The 24,287-nt window shown below is 43.8% G+C and carries 20 protein-coding genes; 6 read left to right on the forward strand and 14 right to left on the reverse strand.

The features are described from left to right. Positions 1–37: 37 nt before the first annotated feature. From R3D00_18280 to R3D00_18325, 10 genes are all read right to left on the reverse strand, one after another. Entirely contained in the window at positions 38–1,348 is a 1,311-nt protein-coding gene (locus tag R3D00_18280) for an ATP-binding protein (GenBank protein ID MEZ4775137.1), read from the reverse strand. Next, on the reverse strand, positions 1,332–2,702 hold the full coding sequence (locus tag R3D00_18285) for a sigma-54 dependent transcriptional regulator (GenBank protein ID MEZ4775138.1): 1,371 nt from the start codon (positions 2,700–2,702) through the stop codon (positions 1,332–1,334). The genes R3D00_18280 and R3D00_18285 overlap by 17 nt, the downstream gene beginning before the upstream one ends. Continuing rightward, on the reverse strand, positions 2,692–3,858 hold the full coding sequence (locus R3D00_18290) for an FtsX-like permease family protein (GenBank protein ID MEZ4775139.1): 1,167 nt from the start codon (positions 3,856–3,858) through the stop codon (positions 2,692–2,694). The genes R3D00_18285 and R3D00_18290 overlap by 11 nt, the downstream gene beginning before the upstream one ends. Beyond that, the gene (locus tag R3D00_18295; GenBank protein ID MEZ4775140.1) at positions 3,855–5,189 is read right to left on the reverse strand and encodes an FtsX-like permease family protein; all 1,335 of its coding nucleotides are present in this window, start codon (positions 5,187–5,189) and stop codon (positions 3,855–3,857) included. The genes R3D00_18290 and R3D00_18295 overlap by 4 nt, the downstream gene beginning before the upstream one ends. 24 nt (positions 5,190–5,213) lie before the next feature. Then, on the reverse strand, positions 5,214–5,882 hold the full coding sequence (locus tag R3D00_18300) for an ABC transporter ATP-binding protein (protein ID MEZ4775141.1): 669 nt from the start codon (positions 5,880–5,882) through the stop codon (positions 5,214–5,216). A gap of 13 nt (positions 5,883–5,895) precedes the next feature. Continuing rightward, a complete protein-coding gene (locus tag R3D00_18305; protein MEZ4775142.1) occupies positions 5,896–7,350 on the reverse strand; it encodes a TolC family protein in 1,455 nt (484 codons plus the stop codon). A gap of 5 nt (positions 7,351–7,355) precedes the next feature. Continuing rightward, a complete protein-coding gene (locus R3D00_18310; protein ID MEZ4775143.1) occupies positions 7,356–8,618 on the reverse strand; it encodes an HlyD family efflux transporter periplasmic adaptor subunit in 1,263 nt (420 codons plus the stop codon). Positions 8,619–8,893: 275 nt separating this feature from the next. Continuing rightward, complete coding sequence (locus R3D00_18315; protein MEZ4775144.1) at positions 8,894–9,307, reverse strand: response regulator; 414 nt, start codon at positions 9,305–9,307, stop codon at positions 8,894–8,896. Then, positions 9,273–10,499: an ATP-binding protein gene (locus R3D00_18320; protein MEZ4775145.1), complete on the reverse strand. Its 1,227-nt coding sequence runs from the start codon at positions 10,497–10,499 to the stop codon at positions 9,273–9,275. The genes R3D00_18315 and R3D00_18320 overlap by 35 nt, the downstream gene beginning before the upstream one ends. Positions 10,500–10,816: 317 nt before the next feature. Then, positions 10,817–13,399, reverse strand: coding sequence for a chemotaxis protein CheB (locus R3D00_18325; GenBank protein ID MEZ4775146.1), 2,583 nt, complete (start codon positions 13,397–13,399; stop codon positions 10,817–10,819). A 151-nt stretch (positions 13,400–13,550) separates the two neighbouring features. Here R3D00_18325 and R3D00_18330 point away from each other — a divergent pair, with 151 nt between their 5' ends. The 5 genes from R3D00_18330 to R3D00_18350 all read left to right on the forward strand — a co-directional run bounded on the left by R3D00_18330 (position 13,551) and on the right by R3D00_18350 (position 20,597). Then, complete coding sequence (locus R3D00_18330) at positions 13,551–14,156, forward strand: response regulator (GenBank protein MEZ4775147.1); 606 nt, start codon at positions 13,551–13,553, stop codon at positions 14,154–14,156. A 93-nt stretch (positions 14,157–14,249) separates the two neighbouring features. After that, positions 14,250–18,230 carry a CheR family methyltransferase gene (locus tag R3D00_18335; protein MEZ4775148.1) on the forward strand — a complete coding sequence of 1,327 codons (3,981 nt, stop codon included), beginning with the start codon at positions 14,250–14,252 and terminating at the stop codon, positions 18,228–18,230. Positions 18,231–18,359: 129 nt separating this feature from the next. Further along, positions 18,360–18,920 carry a HAMP domain-containing sensor histidine kinase gene (locus tag R3D00_18340; protein ID MEZ4775149.1) on the forward strand — a complete coding sequence of 187 codons (561 nt, stop codon included), beginning with the start codon at positions 18,360–18,362 and terminating at the stop codon, positions 18,918–18,920. A 10-nt stretch (positions 18,921–18,930) separates the two neighbouring features. After that, positions 18,931–20,034: an ATP-binding protein gene (locus tag R3D00_18345; GenBank protein ID MEZ4775150.1), complete on the forward strand. Its 1,104-nt coding sequence runs from the start codon at positions 18,931–18,933 to the stop codon at positions 20,032–20,034. Between the two features lie 101 nt (positions 20,035–20,135). Next, positions 20,136–20,597, forward strand: a complete 462-nt coding sequence (locus R3D00_18350) for a response regulator (GenBank protein MEZ4775151.1) — start codon at positions 20,136–20,138, stop codon at positions 20,595–20,597. 3 nt (positions 20,598–20,600) lie between these two features. On the opposite strand, the gene R3D00_18355 is transcribed toward R3D00_18350, so the two are convergent. The 4 genes from R3D00_18355 to R3D00_18370 form a co-directional block, all read right to left on the reverse strand. Beyond that, the gene (locus R3D00_18355; GenBank protein MEZ4775152.1) at positions 20,601–21,458 is read right to left on the reverse strand and encodes an acyl-CoA thioesterase II; all 858 of its coding nucleotides are present in this window, start codon (positions 21,456–21,458) and stop codon (positions 20,601–20,603) included. A gap of 6 nt (positions 21,459–21,464) precedes the next feature. Then, entirely contained in the window at positions 21,465–21,800 is a 336-nt protein-coding gene (locus R3D00_18360) for a XisI protein (GenBank protein MEZ4775153.1), read from the reverse strand. Further along, the gene (locus R3D00_18365; GenBank protein MEZ4775154.1) at positions 21,788–22,204 is read right to left on the reverse strand and encodes an element excision factor XisH family protein; all 417 of its coding nucleotides are present in this window, start codon (positions 22,202–22,204) and stop codon (positions 21,788–21,790) included. Before R3D00_18365 ends, R3D00_18360 begins: the two co-directional genes overlap by 13 nt. Before the next feature lie 117 nt (positions 22,205–22,321). Then, on the reverse strand, positions 22,322–23,443 hold the full coding sequence (locus R3D00_18370) for a Fic/DOC family N-terminal domain-containing protein (protein ID MEZ4775155.1): 1,122 nt from the start codon (positions 23,441–23,443) through the stop codon (positions 22,322–22,324). Positions 23,444–23,613: 170 nt separating this feature from the next. Between R3D00_18370 and R3D00_18375 the strand changes: the two genes are divergently transcribed. Further along, complete coding sequence (locus R3D00_18375; protein MEZ4775156.1) at positions 23,614–24,156, forward strand: Uma2 family endonuclease; 543 nt, start codon at positions 23,614–23,616, stop codon at positions 24,154–24,156. Positions 24,157–24,287 lie beyond the last annotated feature (131 nt).

Genomic DNA, 24,287 nt, shown 5'->3' on the forward strand with positions numbered 1-24,287 from the left:
CGGGTATTCCGTATTACAGTTTCGTGTTTAGACAAATTTAAACACGATTTTTCCACACCATTTCAAACCGTGTCCAGCCGTCTTTATGGGTTTTGAGGGAGAATATTATCTCGTGTTGGGAAAGGATTTCCCGCACCAGGGTAAGTCCAATGCCTTGTCCGCGGGGTTTGCTGCTGTAAAAAGGGGTAAACAATTGTCGCGCCTGTTCGGCGCTTATACCCGGACCGTTGTCTTCGATGACCAGCCCCGGGGGGTTCTGGCGGGTAATTATATTAATCTCGCCATTTTCGCCGATAGACTCTATGGCATTTTTCACAATATTTAAAATCGCCTGCTCCATCAATGCCCGGTCGATAGCTACAGGCAGGGGTTCGGACCGGAGACGCAGATGAATATGAATGCCTACCGCTAATGCCTGCGGCTGAAGTAATGCCACCACATTTTTCAGCAATTCATCCATAGGGTATATTTCGGGTTGAATTGCGGGCAATCGCACCACTCGGGCAAAGTTTTGCATAAACCTGTTGAGATTGTCATTTCGCTCAATCGCGATTTTCAGCACATTGACAATCTGCTCCCTCTCCGTGAGAGTTACAGATTCATTTTGCATTTCCAGCACAGAGTGTAAAATCGAGTTGATCGGACCGATAGAATTGTTGACCTCATGAGCCATCATGCGAATGACTTTGCCATAAGCTTTTTTCTCACTTTCAAGCAGCTCACGGGTTAGTTCTTCCAGCAGGAGAAATTTACGCGCAAACCCCCGGTGGATAAAATGCGCCGCCTGGCATTTATATTGAGCAACTCCATTGAGTGAAATCACAACAGAATGTCCATCTTTTATATCTGCAACCTTCCCTATGAGCGGATGCCGAATCTGATCAAGCGGTTGCCCGACCAGGTTTTCGGTTATATTCAGCAGTTTACAGGCCGCAGGATTGATATAGGTGAGAAGTCCGTCGTAATCCAGAATCAGAATCCCTGATGGGGAAGCATCAATCAGTTTCTCAAGAAAAAAATGCTGCGTCTGAATATCTTTTCGTTCCAGCCTGATACGGGACATCATGTCATTGTACACTTCGATCAGGCGTTGTGTATCCGGCGAATGGCTGGGTGCCAGCGCATTTTGAAAATCTTCGGACCGAATCGCCTCAATCCCCTGCCGTATGAGATTCAGCGGTTTCACAAAACTGCGGTAGAGGTAAGCACCAATCACAATCGAAATAATCAGGCCGATTTCGACTGCAAAAATCCACGGTCGGGCTGTATCAAACAGCTTTAACGCCATACCGAGGATCACAAGGTGAAGCAGGGTTATATATATCGCATATTTAATCCTGACTGTCATAGGGAATATTATACTTGGTCAGACGGCGATATAATGCCGAACGGGTAATCCCTAGTGCACGGGATGTGCGATTGATATTGTGCCGGTGAAATTCCAGGGCTTTGAGAATCATTTGTTTTTCCATCTCTTCCAAGGTTATCTCACCTACCCTGGGCAAAACGATCGTATCTGTACCTCGGAGTTCATCGTCATACTGCCGGACAAAATCCTCCCGATCGAGTTGGTCTCTGGTGGCTACAAGCACAGTGCGCTCCACGAGGTTTTTGAGCTGCCTGATATTGCCGGGGAAACGCTGTTCCTGCAACCAGTTGCGGGCAGCAGATGTGATTTTCAGCTGGGGTAGCTGATAGATTTCCTTGAGGTTTTTCAGGTAGAAATCCACGAGTAGCGGAATATCACCCGGCCGGTCGCGCAGGCTGGGCAAGCTCAGGGTTATGAGGTTGATCCGGTAAAACAGATCTTCTCTGAACAACCCTTCGGCAACCCTTTCTTTCAGATTCTGGTTGGTCGCGCAAATCACCCGCACATTAGCTTTTTTGGGTTGGCTGCTACCCAGCTTTTCAAAGGTTTTCTCCTGCAATACCCTCAGCAATTTTACCTGACTGCCGGAATCCAGATCGCCGATTTCATCCAGAAAAATAGTACCTGTATCCGCCCGCTCAAACCGCCCTTGTCGTTCATCCACCGCGCCGGTGAAAGCACCTCTTTTGTGGCCAAACATTTCGCTTTCAAATAAAGAAGCTGAAATACCGCCGAGGTTGACCTTTACAAAAGGCGCTTTGGCCCGTACAGATGCAAAATGAATAGCTTCTGCGAGCAGTTCTTTACCTGTACCACTTTCACCCAGAATCAGCACACTGGCATCGGTACGGCTCACACGGTCTGCGACCTGCAAAATCTGTAATAACCCGGCGTCCTTTCCTACTATCCGGCTAAAACTTTTATTGAGTATGATTTCCGTAGGTGCAGGTTTCCGGAGATCCAGAATCGTATTCACCGCACTCAACAGTTGTATATTATCCCAGGGTTTGGTCAAAAAATCGCTGGCACCTGCTTTCATTCCGGCAACGGCCAGTTCCATAGTACCCCAGCCCGTCAACAAAATCACCGGTACAGTAGAAAACTCATTGCGAATTTCTCCCAACAATTCCAATCCCTGCTTTCCGGTTGTGTCGATCGAGAAATTCATATCCAGCACGATGAGGTCAGGGGTCTGCTCCCTGAGCAAGGATATAGCACTTTCAGGGCCGGAAGCCGTACATGTCTCAAAGCCCGCACGCCCAAACAGTAACTTTAGCGATGTACAAACCGCAATATCATCGTCGATGATCAGTATGAGGCATTTATTCTTCATGCAGGGCAATGGCCGGTTGAATATGTGAAGCTTGTTTACTTGGATAAAAAGTACAAATTCCCACTAAGGTAAAAATAATAACGATCGCCACTAAACCTGCATAAAAGTAAATGGATACCGGTACATCCAATATTTTAAGTAGTGGCACCTGAACAGCAAAAAACACGCCCATGACTAATCCGAGTCCTGTCAGGAAAAACAGTTCCAGCATAAATTGCCTGACAATACTACCCGAAGACGCCCCCATTGCCATACGCAATCCAATCTCTGAACGTCTGCGGTTGACATTATAAATCAGCACCCCAAATAAGCCCATGGCGATATTCAACAGCAAAAAAACACATATTACCAGCATGGCTATCACGGGAACCCAGGTTTCACGACTGCTTCTGATTCGACGTGTTTCATAGTGTTCGATAACAAATTCCCAGTCTTTGGCGATATTTCTGATGGTTTGATTAAGTTTTTCTTCAAACTCAGCAGGCGTTCCGGGAACAAGCCGGATGGAAAGCGCAATATTTTGGATATCCCTGCCAGACAGAGGAAGAAAGGTCAGCGGATTTTCCTTCTCAAATTCTCCCCAGTACTTGTAATGCTCCACTACTCCGACAATGATGTTTTCACCATCAATAGGAACAATTTTCCCCACCATGCTGCTATCCTTAAAGTATGTGTCGAGCAACAACTGGTTGACAACAATCGGCTGATATTTTCCGGCATAATCAGCCTTATTGGGCCAATGGCCGGCCACAAGTTTAAGCCCCATGGTTTCGGCAAAATCTTCATCCACCTCACAAAGCCAGGTCTGAAGGTCGAATCCGGAAAGGTGATTGGCGGTAACAGAACTTGAATTGGAAAAAGGTGTGATATTCGAGCTATAACTGAGTTGTTCGATTTCGGGCAATTGCTTTAATGCTGATTTTACTTGTTTTTGGGTGTTGGCAACCTGGGCAGAGTCTGCGCCCATAGGAATAGAAATATATACTACCCAGGTATTTTCGCAATCAAATCCCAGTGGCTGACGATATTTGTCAAGATTAAAGAACACAAACCCCAGCACCCCAAACAGAATCAGAAAAGCAAAAAATATTTCGAGGATGAGCAGGCTATTTTGCCGCTTGCGGTTCCAGATGAGTTTAAATATATGAGATATCATGATGCATTTTGTTTGAGTGCGTCAATTACGTGTAACCGGGACATCCGCCATGCTGGTAAAAGTCCGGAAAGAATGCCAAAAAACAGGGTAATTATCAATCCGTAGGCAAAAACAGAAGGATTAAATGAAAGCATTACTTCGCCCATAAATTTTGTGCTGTTGAGGATATAAATAAGCCACAACGCCATCAAAAAGCCTATTACCCCACCAATGAGTGTCAATAAGACATTTTCAAAAACAAACTGTAGCAGGAGGTCGCGGGTTCTTGCGCCAAAGGCTTTCCTTACCCCGATTTCATCTGACCGCTCCAGAATGCGGGTTACGTTGACATTGATCAGGTTCAGGGTAGGAATCAACATAAACAGGGTCAACAAACTGCCAAAAACGCCATACAACCACCGCATAGCAATCCTTTTGTCGTCTTCCGAAAAAATCCGAAGTGCGAATCCCTCCACAAGCGTATGGGTTTTTAGCGATAGGGTATTGAAATTATCCGGATCTGGCAAAGGAATGACTTTAGCCAGCCGATCTACTTCAGCTTCCAGTCGCTGACGGTCCGAAGATCTCGCAGAAAGGAAAGCAGCTTCAAACCCGCCCATAAGACTGGGCGATTGCAGCACAGCAGGTTGCATGAATGTGAGAGGGATATAGACCTCAGCGTGTAAAAAGTATTGGGTTTCGCTCACATCTTCCACCACGCCGACCACTTTAAATGCCTGCTGGTTTAATCTGATCTCCTGACCAAGGGCGCTGACATTTGAACCAAAGTACGAATTTCTGGCAGACTCGCTGATGACCATTACCGGGCTGCGGCTGTCTACGGCAGACTGCCGGTATGGCTCCCCCTCTAGAAACCGGAAGTCAAAAATATCCCAGTACGCAGCATCTGTAGAGATGGAACTAAACACCAGTTTTTTATTGTTGATAAACAAATCAAAACTTTGATCCGGACTGAAAAAAGAGTAATTCTCTACATATGGAAGGTCTTTCATATATCTCTCGAGCAGAGAAAAAGATGCAGAGGAACTGCTATAAAAACTGGTCTGCTCCCCAATGTTTAGCGTGGTGTCATATTTCATAATTCCTCCGACTTCGGTACTATCGATAATCCGGGTTGTATCGGGTAGTACTTTTGTCATAATTACCCGGTTGAGGAAAGAGATTCGGTCTGCCTTACTAAGCGGCGGATGGCTGCCCAGGGCATTATCAAAAAAAGCTGTGATCGCCATCAGAATCATCAGGGTAAAACTTATCCCAAACAAGCTGATAAAAGTGAACAGCTTCTTTCGTTTGAGCACAATCCACGCGATTTTGATATAATTTTTTAGCATAGTCTGAATTTTCCGGTTGAAGGATTAAAAAACCTGACTTCCGTCAAACAGCCGCACAACACGGTTGGTCTGCCGGGCAATATTTTCATCATGCGTAACCATGACGATTGTGGTGTTTGCCTCCTGATTTAGCCGGAGCAGAATATCCATGATTTCCTGTCCCATGACGCTATCAAGGTTTCCGGTTGGCTCATCGGCCAGAATGATCCTTGGTTTGCCTACAATCGCCCGGGCAATGGCTACGCGTTGTTTCTGCCCCCCAGACAACTGACTCGGCCTGTGGTGCAACCGGTGGCTGAGCCCAACCTGGGTGAGCGCTTCTTCAGCCATCTTTTTGCGTTTGCCAGCAGAGACCTGACTGCGATAAATCAGGGGCAATTCGACATTGTCTACCACAGCCAGGTCATTAATCAGGTGAAAACTCTGAAAAATAAACCCCAGATTTTCGTTCCGGAACTTTGCCAGGTTATTGCTGTTATACAACGAAATATCCTGGGTACCAATGGTTACCGAGCCACTCGTGGGAAGATCCAGTAAACCCATAATATTTAACATGGTACTTTTGCCGCAGCCGGAAGGCCCCATAATTGAGATAAATTCTCCATTAGCGACTTCAAGCGAAATATCATTGAGCGCGAGGGTTTCTACCGTCTGGGTGCGATAGACTTTGTTTACGTTTTTCAGGCTTATCATAAATAATAGTTAATCAAGGCAATGGATGTTGAATGGGCGAATCATTGACAAAATCATACAGAGTAAGCAGGCGCAGTTGCTGGCTTATTTGCCAAAATTCGCGCAAACTACTGATATAAGATCTCCTGGTCAGGTCTTTGGACCGGAGGCTCAGGGTCAGATCTGTTGTGCTTATTTCTCCAAGCCGGTAGCGGTTTTGAGATATGTCAAACTGCTTTTGAGCAATTTCCTGGGCTTCAAGCGCAAACCTCAGCGTTTGCTGTACCTGTTGGTAAGCGGCGATCGTTTGCCTTAACTCGTTTTCCAATTCCTGATTTTGCTGCTTGACCCACTCGACGGTATAGGCTTGTTCTGTTTCAGACAACCGGGTTTCGGCTTTGCCTTTGCCCCAGTTTAGGAGCGGAATACTCAGTTCCAGCCAAAGCCCTTTTTCTGATTGAGGATTCTGGTAAATGGGCGAAAATGTTGCCGCACTCCCGGCATAACCGATGGATGCCTGCACAGATACCTGAAATCCATTTTGAGATTTAGCCCGTGCGGTTTGCTCCGCAGCTTCTAATTGGCGGCGGCGCCAGGTTTCGTACTCCGGGCGACTGGCTGCCGCACGATGGATAGCAGTGTTGAGATTTACTTCAGGCAGCGAATCGACCTCCGGATTGAGTAAAAAAATATCTCTGTTTTCCTGTATTCTCAGAAAATTTCTCAGCCGGTTGGCGGCAAGTAAGACAGACTGACTGGCATCATTTGTCGCTTTCCGGGCATTGATCTGCTCCAACTGCAATTGCAGTAAATCATTTTCTGAAATTTTCCCCAACTCAAATCGCGCTTTTGCAATACCATAAAGGGTCGAACTGCTGGCCAGGTTCGCTTTCGCCAGCTGCCCATCTACCTGAGCCAGCAAAAGGTCAAAGTAGTAATACAAAGCTGTCTGACTAACTACTTCCATATCAAACTGATATTGTTTGACAGCTTCAGCGATTCTCAGGGGATCGAGTTTTAGTTGCCAGCGGGTTGGATTATAGGCAGAAAATGTCTGTTGAACCCCAATACGGAATGGTGTTCCGTTGTATCTTCTGAGGTCACTGGCAAAGTCGTTGTACTGCTGAAGATTAGATTGGGCAAAAATACGGGTTCCCGTTGCAGCCACGGTTTGAGAGACACCCAATGCGAGAAAAGAATTGTTATAAGAAATTCGCTGAAAGGCAATAGAGCCGTCTGGTTGGGTGGTCTCTGAAAATGTATTGGTATAGTTGGGAACTGTACCAGAGAGGGTCAACTGGGGCAGTAAGCCGGCTCTGAAACTCTGATGCCGGTATTGCGCCTGTTGCAAATCGGCTCTCGCCCTGAAAGCGGGCAAAGATTGTCGGTGGGCAAGTGTCAATACCGTGTTCAGATCCAGCGTATCTGCCTGCGCGTGAAGTGATACTGTGCACACCAGCAGAAACCATCCGATTAGATATATTTTCATCCCATTCATGGCTTCAGTTTGATTTGATCGAGATGTGCATAGTCTCTCATGTCTGAAAGAATAATTTTTTCCCCAACGCGTATATCGCCTTGCAATTCTACATATTCGAGGTTATTGAGCCCAACTTTTACCCTGCGTTTGCGGGCAAAATCTCCCTCCACAACAAAGATATCCTGCTCTTTTGCGCCTGAAAATGCGGGGCCATTGACCACGCGCATTGCGCCTTCTTTCCGGTCAGTAATGACATATACCTCCACCTGCATATTGGGACGAAGGGCATCTGCGGAAGGGTCATCCAATACGACCTGGAATTGGAGTGTATTTTGTTCAACTGCAGGCGAAATACTTGTGATCAACCCTGTAAGAACCTCCCGGTTGATTTTCACCTTCACGGGAAGTCCGGCGCGAATCCGGTCTGCATACATATCTGAGCCGGTACCTTCTATGCGGAAACCGGAGAGGTTGGACAATCTGACAAGGGCTTCACCTTCGGTGATATTTTTACCGATATTTTCATTAATCCAGGTGATTACACCGTCGCTGGGGGCGCGCAAGCTGGTTTCATTCAGCTTCTTTGCCAGTTCTGCCAATCTTTTTTCCTGAATCTGTACTTCCAGTTCGAGTTTCCGGCGGTCGCTTGCCAATGATTCTTTTCTGTATGCCAATTCGTTTTCGAGCTGAGATTTTTCCAGTCTGGCAATTTGTAAGGCAAGTTCTGCCTGTTTTACTTCCTCATTGGCGGTGCCGCCTACGGCGTGAAGTTGCCGCGCATCGGCAAGCTGGGCTTCCAGCCGGGAGAGTTGCAGGGCTTTGATCTGATCGCGAAGCTCAAGGTCCCGGAGGTCTTTGTCGTAGGTAAGTTTGAGGCTGGTAACATTGGTTTTGCGCAGCTCGAGTTCATCGCCGAGTTGTTCGTATTGCAGACGGATGAATGCTTCATCCAACGCCAAAATCAGTTCTCCGGTTTTTACGCTGGTTCCTGCACGGTGAAATACTTTATCCAGCCGGGAGGTAATGGGCGAAGTCAGCAATTGCTCATAGGCCGGGACCACCAGACCCGTTGTAGAAACGGCATTTTCAACTTCACCTTCCTCCACAACAGCAAACCGAAAGGAGTTGATTTCGGCAGACGGGCGGAGAAAATACTGAAAAAGCCAGGCAAACATACCAAACGCAAAGACAATCAAAATGATCCTCGTGATTGTTCGGCGGCGCGCCTGGTTTTGATGGGACTGGGAAATCGGGCTATCCATTTGGAAATCGTTCACAATGATTTACTGATAGAAAGCCAAGAGTTGTGCCAGGATATAAAGTATTGATTTACAAATACTTATGCAAGAAAATCAAATAAAAAAGTGTTCGAAAACGAACGCTTTTTCCGAAAACGAAAAATTATTTTTCAGCTTGCAGGGATAATATTGCCTGGCGCGGGGGTCCGGGCAGATTTTTGATACCGGGAGCAGGAAAACAGGGTGTGTTTCAGAGGCAGAAGCTCAGAGAGCTGGGCTTAGGGAATGAGAATAGAGGAAAACACCTGTTTTCATTATTTATCAGGGAAAAATTCATTTAAAATATTCATGAGCATTTCCGCGGTAAGGGGCTTATTTAAAAATTTACGGATTTCCGTCAGGTTTTCTGCCTTATTTTTGTCGCTGGGGTCTGGAGAAGTTGTCAGCATGACCACAATTACTCTGCCCTGCTGAAATAATTCGAGCTTACGGTAGGCTTCCAAAAACTCCCAGCCGTTCATCCCGGGCATATTGATATCCAGGAAAATGAGATCAGGCTGCGGGTAAGCACCATTTTGTTTTGTGGTTAAATACGCAAGCGCTTCCATGCCACTTTCTACAGCCAGTACTTGCCGGGCAACGCCAGCTTTTTCGATTACCATTTTGTGGATGAAGTTATCATCTTCATCATCATCAATCAGCAGGACGCAATTCAGTATTTGATTCATATATATGGTAATCAGGAATAGTAAAATAAAAAGTACTGCCTTCACCGGGAATGGATTCGACCCAGATTTTTCCGCCATGAAGGTCAACAATCTTTGCGCAATGTGCAAGTCCAATACCGGTTCCTTCATATTTGGACCGGGCATTCAGTCGTTGAAAAATTTCAAAGATTTTTGACAAATATTTTTCTTCAATCCCAATACCATTATCCTGAATGGTAAATAGATAATCGCTGGATACCTTTTGAGCGGAAATCTTAATATGAGGCGCGGTCCCTTCTTTTCGGAATTTTAACGCATTAGCGATGAGATTCTGAAATAAAAGCGCCAATTCTGTCTTATAGCCATTAAAGATTGGCATTGGGCTCAGATCGAAGGTTGCGTTAGATTCTGAGATGCTAAAAGCGAGATCAGCCAATACATTCCGGATAATCTCATTCCCATCCACGATTATTTGTTGACGATCCTGACCAATACGGGAAAAATCCAGTAAATCCTTAATCAAGGATTTCATTCGGTCTGTTGCATTTCGGATCACATTGAGGTACATATTGGCATCATCCCCCAGCTTATCGTGGTATTCGTCATACAGGAGGTTGGTATAGTTGGTAATGGTTTTCAAAGGGCTTTGCAAATCGTGGGAGGCGACATACGTGATTTGACTCATTTCTTTGTTTTTTGTCTCCAGATCACTTGCATGACGCTCACGCATTTGTTCTTCCCGGTGTCTGTCAGTGAGATCATGTGTTACTTTACTTAAACCTATAATTTCACCATTTTCATTGCGGATCGCCGTGAGCGTCGTACTTACCCATACTATGCCCCCATCTTTTTTTTGTCGGGCACCTTCATCATGGGCAATACCATGCATAAGTGCCTTTTGAATTAGCCGTTCAGGCAGGCCATTGTCCTGGTCTTCTTGTGTATAGAATATGCGGATATGTTTTCCGACGACTTCCGCTGAGGTATATCCTTTGATCTTTTCAGCGCCTTTATTCCAGGTACGGATAAAGCCACTGGTATCCAGCAGGATGATCACATACCCTTCGATCTGGGAAAAGGCGATATCGGCCTGTTCCGATAAGCTTTTGGCCTCCCGGAAAGCATTCATATCCGGAATAGACAAAGCAGAAGGAATAAGACGGTACAAGGTAATCGCCGTAAAAACCGAAATGATCCCGGTAATCACCTTCATGAAGCCTTCCAAATAATATAAAGGGAACCAGATTGTCACAAGACTCAATAAATGCGTGACACCACAGGCAAAAATAAAGGCCCCAAACAGGATAAATATTCGCCTATACTTCAGATCTTTCCGCCTTTTGACAAAGATCCATAATGCAAATGGAATTAAAAAATAGGCCGCAACCGTCAGAGAATCACCAATTATTTGAGCCCATAGAACATCAGATTGCCAAAAATAGCAATGTCCATGAGGCATAAAATGGTTGGCCCGGAAAAAATGCCGAAAGAAATCAATCATCTCAATCCCCTAATTTGATTTTCATAGTTTTACGTTGCTTTGAGTCCCTCAATATTTACAAAAGTAATGACAATCCCTTTTATGACTCTTTCCGAAGTCTTATAAGGCAGTATTCTCATAAAATAGTGGCCTTTATCCTTAATGGTTATATCCTCATTGAATCTGATACCTTTTGTCAGCACTTCCTCGGCTTTCTTCAAAATATCTTTTATTCCAAGATCTGTATTAAAATGGCTGATAGGGCGTCCGATATCCTGAGGCATGAGATTAAAATATTCCTGAATAGCAGGCGTAAACTTTCTGATTCTCATGTCGGAATCAAGGAAAATAGTTCCGATTTCACTGGCGCTCATCATATTATCCATATCACTTGAGAGCTCAGAAAGATGGAGGATTTTTTCCTGAAATTCGGCATTGACACTGTGAAGTTCTTCATTGACAGATTGAAGTTCTTCATTGGTACTTTGCAACTCTTCGTTAGCGGCCATGAGTTCCTCGTTGGAGGCCTGGAGTTCTTCATTAGAGGTTTCGAGTTCCTCAATTGTCGCCTGGAGATTTTCCCTGGTATCTTTCAGTTGTTGTTCGAGATAATTGATCCGGTCTTTGACGGCATCGTTTATTTCAAACAAATCCGTATCCTCCCTTTCAACGGTCCCATCATGTTCAATAAAACTGATCAGTAAGATTTTTTCAATCCGGTTGAGTTGAGGCAGAGGGATCACATTGAGATCGCAGACAAAATGGTCCGAATCATTGTATTTAAACTGGATGTTATTGTAGCGGACGGGGTCATTGGTTTTACTTGCTTTTCTGATAGCAGTACTAAGAGGTATCACAAGGTCTTTGTGAACCATTTTCAGGAAGTTAAGTGTCAGGGCTTTTTCGGGAAGCCGCACATATTTGGACACGCCACCAGCCAGGTAGAGGACATCAAAATCTTCGTTGATAAAAACACATTTCGGCGAGTATAACTCAACCAGTGTATCTTTAAACTGATCGATCCAATGAGGTTGAAACCTTTTTTTGGTAGGATTACCCAATGGGTTGTGGAGAGAAGCCGGGGTAATATTGAGAAAAGAAGGAGAATGGCCGGAGAGCAAATCGGGCATTACCGTCTGAGGTTCAGAAGTATGTTGGTAAATTTTCCAGCGTTTGCTGACAGGTTCCATAATTTCTGCGATATCACCGACCGATTCGCTGGGTCCCAGAAAGAGAAAGCCCCCTTTATTGATCGCAAACCGGAAGATGGTCATAATTTTATCCTGAAGGGTAGATTCCAGATAAATCATCAGGTTGCGGCAAACAATCATATCCACCCGATTGAAAGGCGGATCGCTAAAAATATTATGTCGGGCAAAAACCACCTGGTTTCTCAGATTCTGGGAAATATGGTAAGACTGATCTTTTTGGGTAAAATATTCATACAAATAAGACTTTTTCACATCCGCAGAAATATTCACGGGGTACACGCCATTCCCTGCAATTTCCAGCGCTTTCACATCAATATCTGTGGCAAATATTTTAATGGGATGGGTGAGCTTATGTCTGGCTTTATAGTCTTCCAGTAAAATCAGGATAGAATAGGCTTCTTCACCGGTGGAACAGCCAGGTGTCCAAATCCGGATCGTTTCGCGTTCCGATTTATTTTTAAAGATTTCAGGTATAACTTTTTTCTCAATAATTTCAAATGCCTCCGGATCGCGAAAAAACTGGGTAACGCCTATAAGCAGGTCCTGTTGAAGGGTATGCACTTCTTTTTTATTTTCCAGGAGGTCTGCATAGTAACTTTCCATGGATTCCATCCCATTGATTTTCATTCGTCTTGCAATCCGCCTGTAAATGGTGGTGCGTTTGTAAAGGATGAAATCAATACCGGTTTTGTCTTTAATCAAATTGATGATTCGCCTGAATATTTCAGCCTCAAAAGGCTCCTGTGCAATAGTCAGATTTCTTTGCAGCATAGACTTTTGAATGGTTTCTGAAAGCTGGCTGGCAATTTGGGGAGGGGTAAGCACAAAATCCACCAGTTGGGTAGAGATTGCACTCAAGGGCATCCCATTAAATTTTGCAGAGTTGGGCTCCTGAACGATGACAATCCCACCGTACTCTTTGATGGTCTTGATACCTCTTGTACCATCTGTACCTGTTCCGGATAACACAACCCCTACAGCCCGTTCTCCCTGATCTTCACCGAGGGAATGAAAAAATATATCAATCGGAAAATTAATATTCAGCAAAGGGTCTTTTTGTTTGAGATACAGGCGGCCCTTATTGATGATCAGGTTGGTTTTGGGCGGCATGACATAGACAGAATTAGGCTGGACCTGCATCCCATCATCAATCTGCCTGATCTTCATATGTGTATGTTTGGAGAGCAGCTCCACCATCAGGCTTTTATAATCAGGGGCAAGATGTTGCACAATGACATAGGCGATTTGGCTGCTTTGGGGAATATTATCAAACAACAGCTGAAGTGCTTCGAGGCCACCTGCAGAAGTACCAATACCGACGATATAAGGGCGAGGGTCTGGTGCAATTTCTTGTACGGATAGGTCGGCAGAGTTTTTTGAGTCGGGCATGCTTCTGTAATTGTTCAGTACACTTGTTTCCATTCCCCTGATTTATTGCCGATTATGCTATAATAATCCAATTTCAGAGGAACAGGTCAGGATAATAATGCCAAAATATGAAAAAGTAATTAGAAGTTTCAATTATTGTAATTATTTTAGGATGATATTTATCTGTTAAAATTGTGAGCATTAAATGGAGTACATTAAAAATGAAATTACAGCGATAATACTTGAGGATGATCCCGAAGATGCAGAGTTGATCGCTGATATCCTGAAAAAGACCCGATTTACCTTTACCCTCCACTTTGCAGCGAGGCTGGAAGAATACCAGGCACTTCTTCGGCTTACCAATCCTCACCTGATTCTTGCTGATTACCGACTCCCCGATATTACCGGTCATGAGGCGATGATTATGGCATTGGAATGCAACTCGATGATTCCATTTGTTTTTGTAACCGGCTCTATCGGAGAACAACTCGCGGCAGACACGATTCTCAGTGGCGCATGGGGGTATGTACTCAAAGATAATATCAAGATACTTCCCCATGTGATCGAAACGGTAGTTTTGAAATACAATGAATTGGTCGGAAATGAATTTCTACCCAGAGTACTGGCCACAAGAAACCGTGTTCACAAACAAATTCTGGCCAACAATGTAATTCTCAACAAAGTACATGCATTTGTTAACAACCAGGATGCGAAAATGCAAGAGATTGCCAACAAAAACATTCAGGAAAACAATACCGGAGAAGATGAAGTTACTCCCGAAAATAATACAGATATGAAATCAGAAAACTAGTCCGAACATTACCCCCTGGCTTTCAAGACACAACCTACTGGCATAGTATCTTAGTTTGATTTCGGTTTATACATATTATGTCCATCGACCCCAATGAATATACCTCAAAAAGGCACGAACGAAAAGGCCCCCCTTGCTCATCATGAGAATTTTTACGTCGTAGCTATCGGCGCTTCTGCTGGCGGCCTGGAAGCACTGGAACAATTTTTTGAGAATATCGATCCTCATGCAAATATTGCATATATCGTCATTCAGCATCTATCGCCTCACTACAAAAGTATGATGCCTGATCTGCTGAAACGAAGGACCGATCTTCCGGTACAGGTAATCGAAGAGGGGGATACCATAGAGCCCCGCCAGATTTATCTCAATCCCCCAAGGGGTATATTGAGGTTGAAAGATGGCAAATTCAACTTTATCCACGATGAAGACCATAAAAACTCATTTTTCCCGATCGATGGATTTTTCCAGTCCTTGGCGGAAGAAAAAGGGCACCAGGCAATCGGATTGGTTTTCTCTGGAACAGGCAGCGACGGGTTGAGTGGTGCAAGGGCAATCAAGGAGGCAGATGGCATTGTCCTCGCCCAGTCTATCAGGCAGGCCCAGTTTGCCAGTATGCCCAGAAATGTGATCCTCGCCGGGTTAGCAGATTATGAGATGGAAGTGGAAGCGATTCCGAAGAAAATCTCACAATATATTTCACAACCGGAAACCATTGAAAACCTCAAACCTGATCTCGCAGAGCCACCGGATGAACTGATTGACATACTCAATATGTTGAAGAGCCTTTCCGGAGTAGATTTTTATCTCTACAACTATGAGACAATCTGGCGAAGACTCAGGCGGAGAATCAATCTCACCGGGATGAAATCCGTTCAGGAATATGCCAGGTTAATCCACAAAAACCCGCAGGAAATTCAGCTTTTGCTCAATGAATTTTGCCTGAGTGTTTCAAACTTTTTCCGGGATACTACGGAGTGGGAATATCTGGAGCAAACAGTTATACCCGAATTGTTTGAGAATGTAAAAGAAAATACCCTCCGGATATGGGTGGCCGGGTGTGCTACCGGTGAAGAAGCATATTCCGTGGCGATCTTATGCCACGAGTATCAGCAAAGGATGCAGACGGATGTGCGCATCAAGATTTTTGCTACGGACATCAACCCGGAAGCAATCCGAAAAGCCAGTATAGGTTTTTTTGCTGAAAGTACTGCCGCTGATATTTCTCCCCGAAGACTTGCTGTGTATTTTATGAAAGTACAGGAAGGCTATAAAGTCAACAACAGTATCCGGGAGATGATTGTCTTTACCCGCCACGATCTCTTGCAGGATCCGCCATTTAGCAGAATGGATCTTATCATATGCCGCAATCTGCTGGTATTTTTTCAATCCAACATTCAGAAGAAAATACAGGCCATATTCAACTATGCGCTGAAGTCTGGCAGCCACCTCATGGTGGGTACCAACGAAATTCTCGTTGACAATGACCATGTTTTTGTTCAGGTATCCAGAAAACATAAAATCTACAAATCAGTCTTCGATCGGAACTTACCCCATACGCACGAAATTCATTCCGTCAGAGGAGAAGATAAAAATGATTCCAGCTACATGGTTCAAAATGTATGGAAATCAAAGATCTCTTCTGAAAAGGCTATCAACGCGCGATTACTGGATATTACCAATAATATGCTGCTGGAAGAGATTGCCTCCTCTTGCCTGATTGTCAATCAGGATTTTCAGTTACTCAAATATTTTGGCAGAGCTGACAGATACCTTCGGATTCCCGATATGCCCGAATCATGGAATATATTAAAAATGGTACCCTCAGATATTGCCGCAGCGCTTACTGTAGCCATCAAACAGCCGATAGAAATGGGCAAAACCGTTGTCTATAGCGACATCATTTACGAAATCCATGGCCAACCCATCAATACCCAAATTACCGTAAAACCCAGTCATGAAGAAAACCCGCGGGAAAAGCTGTTTATGATCCTTATCAAGGAGCTACCCACAGACGTGGAACAAGAGATTCCCACCAACGATAACAAGGATTTTAAACAGGGGAAAGTTGAAATTCTTCAACAGGAACTCCGCATTACCCGTGAAAACCTGCATGCCACGATTGAGCAACTTCAAACTTCCAATGAAGAGTTGACCGCTTCCAATGAAGAACTTCAGGGAACCAATGAAGAGCTCCAATCTGTCAATGAAGAATTATACACCATCAATACTGAACACCAACTCACCATTGAAGAACTCTCCAGCCTGAATCACGATATGAATAACCTGCTCCGGTATACCAGGATCGGCGTGATGTTTTTAGATGATGGCTTGAGAATCAGAAGGTTTAATAACAAGATTGCAGATGAGATCCACGTCACGGACTCCGATATCGGCCGGCCTATTCATCATTTTTCTCACAACCTTTCCAATTATGACCTGGATAAAGTTGTCAATACGGTTCTGGAAACGAGAGAAGTCATTGATGATGAGGTAGTAAGCCTTACAGGGAAATGGTACCAAATCCACATTTTCCCCTACTATGACAATCAGCACAAACTATTGGGTGTACTGATCACGATTGTAGATATCAGTGAATTGAAAGATTCAGGCCGGCTCAAACACCTGGCCAGAGAATACAAACAAACCGCGCTGAAACTGGGTGAATCCCAAAAGGAAAAACAGGCGCTTGTGGAGACACTCGCTATCCAGAGGCAATTTATTCAATTGATGCTCGACAAATCCGGCATGACTTATTCCCATATCGATGCAAACGGAAAATGTTTGAGTTATATCAGCGGGATCGAAAGTTTTCAGCCATCTTCTGCCAAACAGGTAAACGAACTTTCAGAATGCCTCCCGGCCAATATTTTGCAGATAACATTGGATGGAATCGATATTGCACTTGAAACTAATAGTGAATACGCCTTTACTTTTTCACAGATAAATAAAGAAAAGGAATCCTGGTACGAAGGCGTACTGATTCCTGTAAGTCCGCAGGAATTGATCTTTATCATTAAAGATCGGGAAACCATCGTACAACTGGAAAAAGCAAAAGATGAAGCCTTATATTCCAGAAGACTGCTGGCACAAAATATTTCAGAGGCAGCCGTTTTGATTTACGATGAAAACCTCAAGTTCTATTTTGCTGAAGGATCGGTTCTGAAACAAGACATTATCGGCAAAACCTTTAAAGACATATACCCGCTAGCTGTACAAAAGTTGCTTTCCACGTCTTTTCTTCAAACCCTGCAAGGCAAACTCTCGGAAAAAGAGTTTTCAATAGGGGGTGAATTTTTTTACTCAAGGTTTATACCACTCGAATACGGTACTACTACGCATGGAATGGTAATCGTGCAGAAAGTGACGGATCAAAAGCGAATGAATATGGAGTTGATTGCCCGGGTAAAAGAGATGGAGCAATTTGCCTATTCAGTATCACATGATCTGAAAACCCCTCTGAGGTCAATTATCAGTTTTGCCCAGATCATGCACGAAGATCATCACACAACGCTTCCACCTGAGTCGGTGCATCACCTCGATTTTATCATAAAATATGCCCTGAGCATGAGTGAAATGGTTGGCGGACTCGTCAATTTTGCGAGACTGGGCTATCAGGGAGAAGACATGACTGCGGTCGATGTCCAGGCGCTTATGGGAGATCTCACCGATCAATTAGGAACCCTGCTCAAGGAAAAACAGGTAACAGTCAGCTACGACAACCTGCCAACCGTACAGGCGATCCCCAGTCACCTGGCTCAACTTTTCCAAAACCTGATTGAAAACGGGACAAAATTTAATCAGCGCAAGAGAAAGAAAATCCATATTTCCGCAATAAAGGAGAACAATATGTGGCTTTTTTCGGTGAGTGATAACGGAATTGGGATCGATCCTAATTATGGGGATCAGATATTTGATCTCTTCCAGCGCCTGCATAGCAGCCGTACATATCAGGGAAGTGGGATTGGATTAGCTACATGCAGGAGGATTGTGAGCCGTATGGGGGGGAAAATATGGTTTGAGTCCACTCCCGGTTCAGGAACAACGTTTTTCTTTACTATTCCTCTTACATAATCCACGGTATGAAAGTTTTTACTGGTTTCTTTACTAGTATTTTACCCTATGACATTTTAATTAGCAGAATCATTCTTTCTTGAGGAAATGAATTGAAGCCCACATTTATTATGATATAAGATACCCAGTATGATCTTAGATAAAATTAGTAACCGTTTACAGATTTCTTTGATTAACTCCCGGAAACTATCTGTCAATCCTCAGCTTCTTCACCTTGACACCATCGTAAAACAAGCATTTTTTATCAATAGATTTGAAGCGCAGAAAAATGGACAATCGCTCATTTTAAGTATAAGAAAATCACCTACGATTTACGCCGACAGCCTCGCAGTTTATGATATTATCGATCACATTCTCAAAAATGCCATCAAGTTCTCTTCCGAAGGAAAAACGACCGAAATTATTCTTGATGAACATGACGGGAAAGCCAGCATTGAGATCATTGACCAGGGCTGCGGACTTTCGCAGGATGAAGTAGATAGAATATCAGGGTGGTTACAGATGCAAAATACTCAGGCAATATCTAAAATCACTCCTGGTATCGGCTTTCCGGTCATCAAAGAATTGCTCGAACTACAGAAAGGCTGGATTCGGGTTTATAGTAAAGGGAAAGGTTGTGGCAGCAAATTTTCTATTGGCTTTGAAACAGCCTCTCTCGTCATCCGAAATTCCATCCATGAAGTAGCCTAAAAGATAAAACATGAAGGACTCCCCAGCTTCACAGAACGCATCAATCTGGCTTCAGAAAATCTTAGCCGTTTCCTCCCAGATTTTCTATTTATATGATATCCGAAGCCAAATCTTTCTGTATGCAAGTCCTTCCCTTTACGAGGAATTGGGCTATACCGAAACAGAGTTTCTCCAAATGGATGAAAGCCAAATGGCTAGCCTGATTCATCCTGAGGATCTGTCCAATTTTCGGGATCACCGAACCACGATTATGCCATTGCTCAAGGATAAGGAAGTGGTTAAAATCGAATACAGGCTAAGGCACAAAAGAAACCATGAATACATATGGCTTGAATCTAAAGAAAGTGTCTACGAGCGGGACGAGAATGGGCAAATCCTATCTGTTATTGGTATTGCTGATAATATTAGCGAAAAGAGAGCCATTCAACTCCATCTAAGTCGCACATCTCAGGAACTTGAGCAATTTATTTTTTCGGTTTCTCACGACCTGAGGGCTCCGGTCAGACATATCGAAACCTATGTCAATATTTTGGGGCAGACAGAAAACACTTTATCCGAGGAAGAACTAAGACTCGTGAATAAAATCGCCAGCGCTACTGAACGTGCGGGGAAAATGATTGATGAGCTGGTTCAGTTTTCAAGAAACAAACAGGCACTGCCCAATAAGACTCATTTTGACAGTTTCCAGCTAGTCATGCATCTTGCGGATCATGTTTCCAGCTTCTTTCCCGATCAAATCATCACGTGGGACATACAACCCCTGCCTGACTGCTACGCAGATTTGAATATGCTGACGACGGTTTGGGAAAATCTCATCTCCAATGCCATTAAATTTTCTTCCAGAAAACCCGAAACATATATTACAATTGCTGCGGTAGAGAAGCCATACGAAATCGAGTTCTCCATCAGCGACAATGGAATCGGTTTTGATATGAAATTTGTCGACAAACTCTTTCATATATTCCAACGACTACATACACAACGGGAGTTTTCAGGTACCGGAATCGGGCTCGCTATTGTCAGACAAATCATCATCCACCACAATGGCCGCATATGGGTAGAAAGTGCGGTAGGACAAGGGACGACCTTTCATTTTACCCTTCCCAAAAAGTAACAAATTTACACAGAATCTATCATAGCGTTCTAAATGAGCGGCTTTTTACTTATTTTGCTTTTACATAAACAAAACAGTAGTAACAACCTTTTTTAGAAATTATGAATATCCTGATCATAGAAGATAATCCTGGCGACCTCTATTTGTTTAAGCGAACCATTCAAAATCATGCAAAAAAACCTTATAAGGTCATGGATGTAGAAAATGGTCGGGATGCACTGGATTTCATACAAAAAACAGGAAATTTCAAGGACGCATTTGCACCAGATCTGATTTTTCTGGACTGGAATATTCCGATTAAACATGGAAGAGACGTACTGGAATTTCTGAAATCACATGCGGAATACCGGGTAATTCCGGTTATTGTTTTCTCGACATCTGAGAATTATGCAGATATTATCAGTTGTTATAAGGGGTATGCAAATGGATATTTCCGCAAACCCAACGACTACCATGAATTTAGTAATATGATGGAAAACGTCATGAGATTTTGGTCGATGATCACGTTTTCTCCGTCAGTTAAAGCTGATAAGCTCGTAGTTGAAAACTCAAAAATGAGCTAATTTTTACTGTCTGATCAGGCCTTCCTGGACGACAGAAGCAACCAGCCTCCCGTGCTGGTCAAAAATACTTCCCCTGCAAAACCCCCTTGAATTGGATGCACTCGGGCTGTCAGTAGCATACAACAGCCAGTCATCGATGTTAAAATCGCGGTGAAACCAGATAGCATGATCGAGGCTGGCGAGAAATAACCGTGAAATATTCACCTGATCCTGATGCGGAAGGGTGGCCGTGGTCAGCAGATTATAATCCGAAGCGTAGGCCAGCAGCTGGTGTTGCATAGGGAGATCGACATCGGCCCTATCCCTTGACCTGATCCAGACATGTCGATAGGGTCGGTTTTGGGTGAGATTGGTCGGATCCACTTTCTCTACAGGTCGAAACTCGATGGCATTGGGGTGAATAATGGTTAATCGCGCGTACCATTCGGGGGCGGTTTCCCTGAGACTTTTGATCTGTTCAAAATCAGGCAGCAGCACCTCAGGCGGCAGGACATTAGGCATAGGAATCTGGTGATCAAAGCCCTCTTGTTCGCGGAGTTGAAAAGACGCTGCGGTAATAAAAATAGCCTGCCCATTTTGCAGGGCCACTACCCTGCGGGTCGAGAAGCTCCCCCCATCGCGGATGGTATCTACCTCATAAGTAATGGGCACATCGATGTCACCCGCCAGGATAAAATAGCCATGCATCGAATGCGCCACCCGATCGGCAGGCACCGTCTGATAAGCAGCGTGGAGCGCTTGTCCGAGCACCTGCCCACCGAAGACCCGTTTCCAGGGCGTGCGGTAATTTTGCCCGACAAAAGTCTTGTCGCCCGTCTTTTCGAGGGTCAGGAGAGATATGAGTTCTGAGAGGGTTTGCATATATTATTAAGCCACTCCATACTCTGTGTGCGGCCTTACATAAGGCGGCTGGAAACCCAAAACAATATCTTGTCGGGGAACCCCTTTGTCCACCAGTTCTCTAGCGACATCTGCATCAGTAAAATTTGCCTGCAACCATATCTTATCATTTTTAATGTCAAAGTGAATCATGGGACTAAATATATATTTGTCACCTACCCAGCCCACACGCACCAATTGAAAGTGATTCTGAATAGTATCTACAATCACCTGATTTTCAACATTTTCTTCGGATTCCCTCACTTCAGCCCATTCTTCCAGAAGTTCGCGGATCAGTTTTTGGTATCTGGCTACTTTCTCCATGATGTAATTTGTTTTTCTGTAGGTTGAAAGATAATCAACTTCAAGTCATAAAACTCAACGGAACGTTGAAATAAAGTAACTTCTATCAGACTTTCATATACGGCTTTTGGCATAGCAAGATACAAGTCGCGTGGAGTTTCAACATCCTGGAGGCCTAGCCGGTAATTTAAGTATTGTCCCAAAGCAGTATGGAAATCATTTATCTGAGAGCCTCCACGAAAACTTTTAACTTCCACTACAATTTTTTCAAGACCTTTTTCTGCAGCAAGCATTTTCTCTGCGCCTAAATCAATTGGAAAACTTTTTCGGCCTATAGCCAGATAATATGGATCATGCGTAATTGTCCAGCCATCTTTTTCGAGGGCAACTCTCACATGTTCATGAAAAATGTCTTTTGCTGGCATGCATTTTTGTATCAAAGATAAGTTTCTGAAAAAAACAGAACAACAAACACGCCCGTCTTTTCGAGGGTCAGGAGAGATATGAGTTCTGAGAGGGTTTGCATGGGGATGTGTTTTATTTTAGCCCTGTAATATCCTCAACAAATCATCATTAAGGAAATAGACTTCTACCCCATCTTTTTTGGGAGTCAAAATTTTGGCGTCCACAAGTTGGGACATATACTTGGCTATAGTTGTACGGGAAGACTTTTCCAGGATATCAATAATTACCGGAGGTTTAATGTAAGGTTGGCTAAAAATAGCCTCATTTATTTCCTTATTGTACCATTTTATCACTTTTTTTCCATGGGCTAAAGTAGCTTCCATCTGACTGACGATTTCTTCAATCAGATTATTGGTAAGAATAGCCGTTTTTTCTACAGCATCCAGCATATACATAATCCAATTTTTCCAGGACCTCCACATAGTAACTCCGCCAAGGTTGTAATAATAGTCTTCCTTATGGACAAGGATATATTTTGAAAGATACAATGTAGGATGTGAAAGCAGTTTGGTATGAATCAGATATAACAAATTCAAAATTCTTCCTGTCCGCCCGTTTCCATCCTGAAATGGGTGGATTGCTTCAAACTGGTAGTGTGCAATACACATTTTCAAAATAGGGTCAGTAGGATATTTTTCATCATCGTTCAGATAATCAATGAGATTTACCATCAAATTTTCAACAACTCCGGTACCCCTTGGCGGAGTATAGATTACTTCGCCTGAACGAAATTCGCTCTGACCTCTTTTTATCACCACATTTGACTGCGGCGGTCGTATTCCGGCCTTTGTGTTTTTCACCTGCTGGAATATTTTTACAATTGATTCTGTCGTAATAGAGCTGTTGGAAAGAATATCATGATAGCCCGCCCACAAGGCTTCCCGATAACGCAAAACCTCTTTGGTTGCAGGGTCTGCCCGTTCTTCCTTGGCACTGTCAGAAATTGCCTTATATAAGTCATCTTCGGTAGTGAAAATATTTTCAATTTCTGTTGATGTTTTTGCCTCCTGAAGTGCAATCGTATTGACCAACATAGATGGATTGGGAAGCCTGAGAATATTTCCATTCACAGAAGCCAAAGCCCTCGATGCAGTTACTAATTTTTTTAATATCTGAGGATCATTCTCTAATTCCTCTGGCGGTGGAAGCAGTGGAAGGTCATTAAAGGGAAGATTTCTATCATATTTTTTCGCCACCATATATGTCCATTTTTTTGCCCAAAATTGGACATACCACAAATATATGCACAGTTTTTTTCGAAACAAGGGTATTTGTCCATTTTTTCATTTTTTTTGGACAAATGAGTTTGAGGCTGCGAGAATCGCAACACTGACCTCCGATATTCACAAACTCTTCATATATTAGTCCTATGAACTCATTCACCCTCGATATACCACAATCGCGCTCATGGACAGAGGATGAGTTATTTTTGTTTTGCGCTGCCAATAAAAATCTTAGAATCGAGCGGGATGCCAACGGTTTTATTACGATTATATCACCTTCCGGAGGATTAAGTAGCTACTATATTTCGACGCTCAACGCCGATCTGGTTATTTGGAACCGAAAACAAAAACCAGGGTATATCTTTGAATCATCGGCAGGCTTTTTACTCCCGGATGGCAGTATGCGTGCCCCCGACATCGCATTTGTTTCAAAAGAGAACTGGAACAAACTCACCCTCAAAGAAAAACAACAGTTTCCACCACTTTGTCCGGAGTTTGTGATAGAAGTGCGTTCCCCATCTGACCGCCTGCCGACCTTAAAAGAAAAAATGAAAACCTTGTTGGTGGTTGGCTGTTGGCTGTTGGTGGTTGTAGCCTCAATGACTGTCCCTCAAATTTTATTCAAGCGGCGCGTCTTTGCACGCAGAAGTGGTTTCAATGGGTTTACCCATGGATATTTTTCTTCCTAAAACCTCAGGTTAAGAGAGCGTGCGAAGTCGTGCCCCCTGAATTAAAAAAAGGGGAAAAATGGGCCTCTTGGCTACAAATCGAAGATGCCTCAGGTACATTTGACCCATAGAAAGTGGTCTGACGACTCTCC

The sequence above is a fragment of the Bacteroidia bacterium genome, assembly GCA_041391665.1.
In the GTDB taxonomy this organism is placed as follows: domain Bacteria; phylum Bacteroidota; class Bacteroidia; order J057; family J057; genus JAGQVA01.

Excerpts from the sequence above, each read along its gene's own strand:
- R3D00_18280 (MEZ4775137.1), bottom strand. The coding sequence starts at position 1,348 with ATGACAGTCAGGATTAAATATGCGATATATATAACCCTGCTTCACCTT.
- R3D00_18285 (MEZ4775138.1), bottom strand. The coding sequence starts at position 2,702 with ATGAAGAATAAATGCCTCATACTGATCATCGACGATGATATTGCGGTT.
- R3D00_18290 (MEZ4775139.1), bottom strand. The coding sequence starts at position 3,858 with ATGATATCTCATATATTTAAACTCATCTGGAACCGCAAGCGGCAAAAT.
- R3D00_18295 (MEZ4775140.1), bottom strand. The coding sequence starts at position 5,189 with ATGCTAAAAAATTATATCAAAATCGCGTGGATTGTGCTCAAACGAAAG.
- R3D00_18300 (MEZ4775141.1), bottom strand. The coding sequence starts at position 5,882 with ATGATAAGCCTGAAAAACGTAAACAAAGTCTATCGCACCCAGACGGTA.
- R3D00_18305 (MEZ4775142.1), bottom strand. The coding sequence starts at position 7,350 with ATGAAAATATATCTAATCGGATGGTTTCTGCTGGTGTGCACAGTATCA.
- R3D00_18315 (MEZ4775144.1), bottom strand. The coding sequence starts at position 9,307 with ATGAATCAAATACTGAATTGCGTCCTGCTGATTGATGATGATGAAGAT.
- R3D00_18320 (MEZ4775145.1), bottom strand. The coding sequence starts at position 10,499 with ATGAAGGTGATTACCGGGATCATTTCGGTTTTTACGGCGATTACCTTG.
- R3D00_18325 (MEZ4775146.1), bottom strand. The coding sequence starts at position 13,399 with ATGGAAACAAGTGTACTGAACAATTACAGAAGCATGCCCGACTCAAAA.
- R3D00_18330 (MEZ4775147.1), top strand. The coding sequence starts at position 13,551 with ATGGAGTACATTAAAAATGAAATTACAGCGATAATACTTGAGGATGAT.
- R3D00_18335 (MEZ4775148.1), top strand. The coding sequence starts at position 14,250 with ATGAATATACCTCAAAAAGGCACGAACGAAAAGGCCCCCCTTGCTCAT.
- R3D00_18340 (MEZ4775149.1), top strand. The coding sequence starts at position 18,360 with ATGATCTTAGATAAAATTAGTAACCGTTTACAGATTTCTTTGATTAAC.
- R3D00_18345 (MEZ4775150.1), top strand. The coding sequence starts at position 18,931 with ATGAAGGACTCCCCAGCTTCACAGAACGCATCAATCTGGCTTCAGAAA.
- R3D00_18350 (MEZ4775151.1), top strand. The coding sequence starts at position 20,136 with ATGAATATCCTGATCATAGAAGATAATCCTGGCGACCTCTATTTGTTT.
- R3D00_18355 (MEZ4775152.1), bottom strand. The coding sequence starts at position 21,458 with ATGCAAACCCTCTCAGAACTCATATCTCTCCTGACCCTCGAAAAGACG.
- R3D00_18360 (MEZ4775153.1), bottom strand. The coding sequence starts at position 21,800 with ATGGAGAAAGTAGCCAGATACCAAAAACTGATCCGCGAACTTCTGGAA.
- R3D00_18365 (MEZ4775154.1), bottom strand. The coding sequence starts at position 22,204 with ATGCCAGCAAAAGACATTTTTCATGAACATGTGAGAGTTGCCCTCGAA.
- R3D00_18370 (MEZ4775155.1), bottom strand. The coding sequence starts at position 23,443 with ATGGTGGCGAAAAAATATGATAGAAATCTTCCCTTTAATGACCTTCCA.
- R3D00_18375 (MEZ4775156.1), top strand. The coding sequence starts at position 23,614 with ATGAACTCATTCACCCTCGATATACCACAATCGCGCTCATGGACAGAG.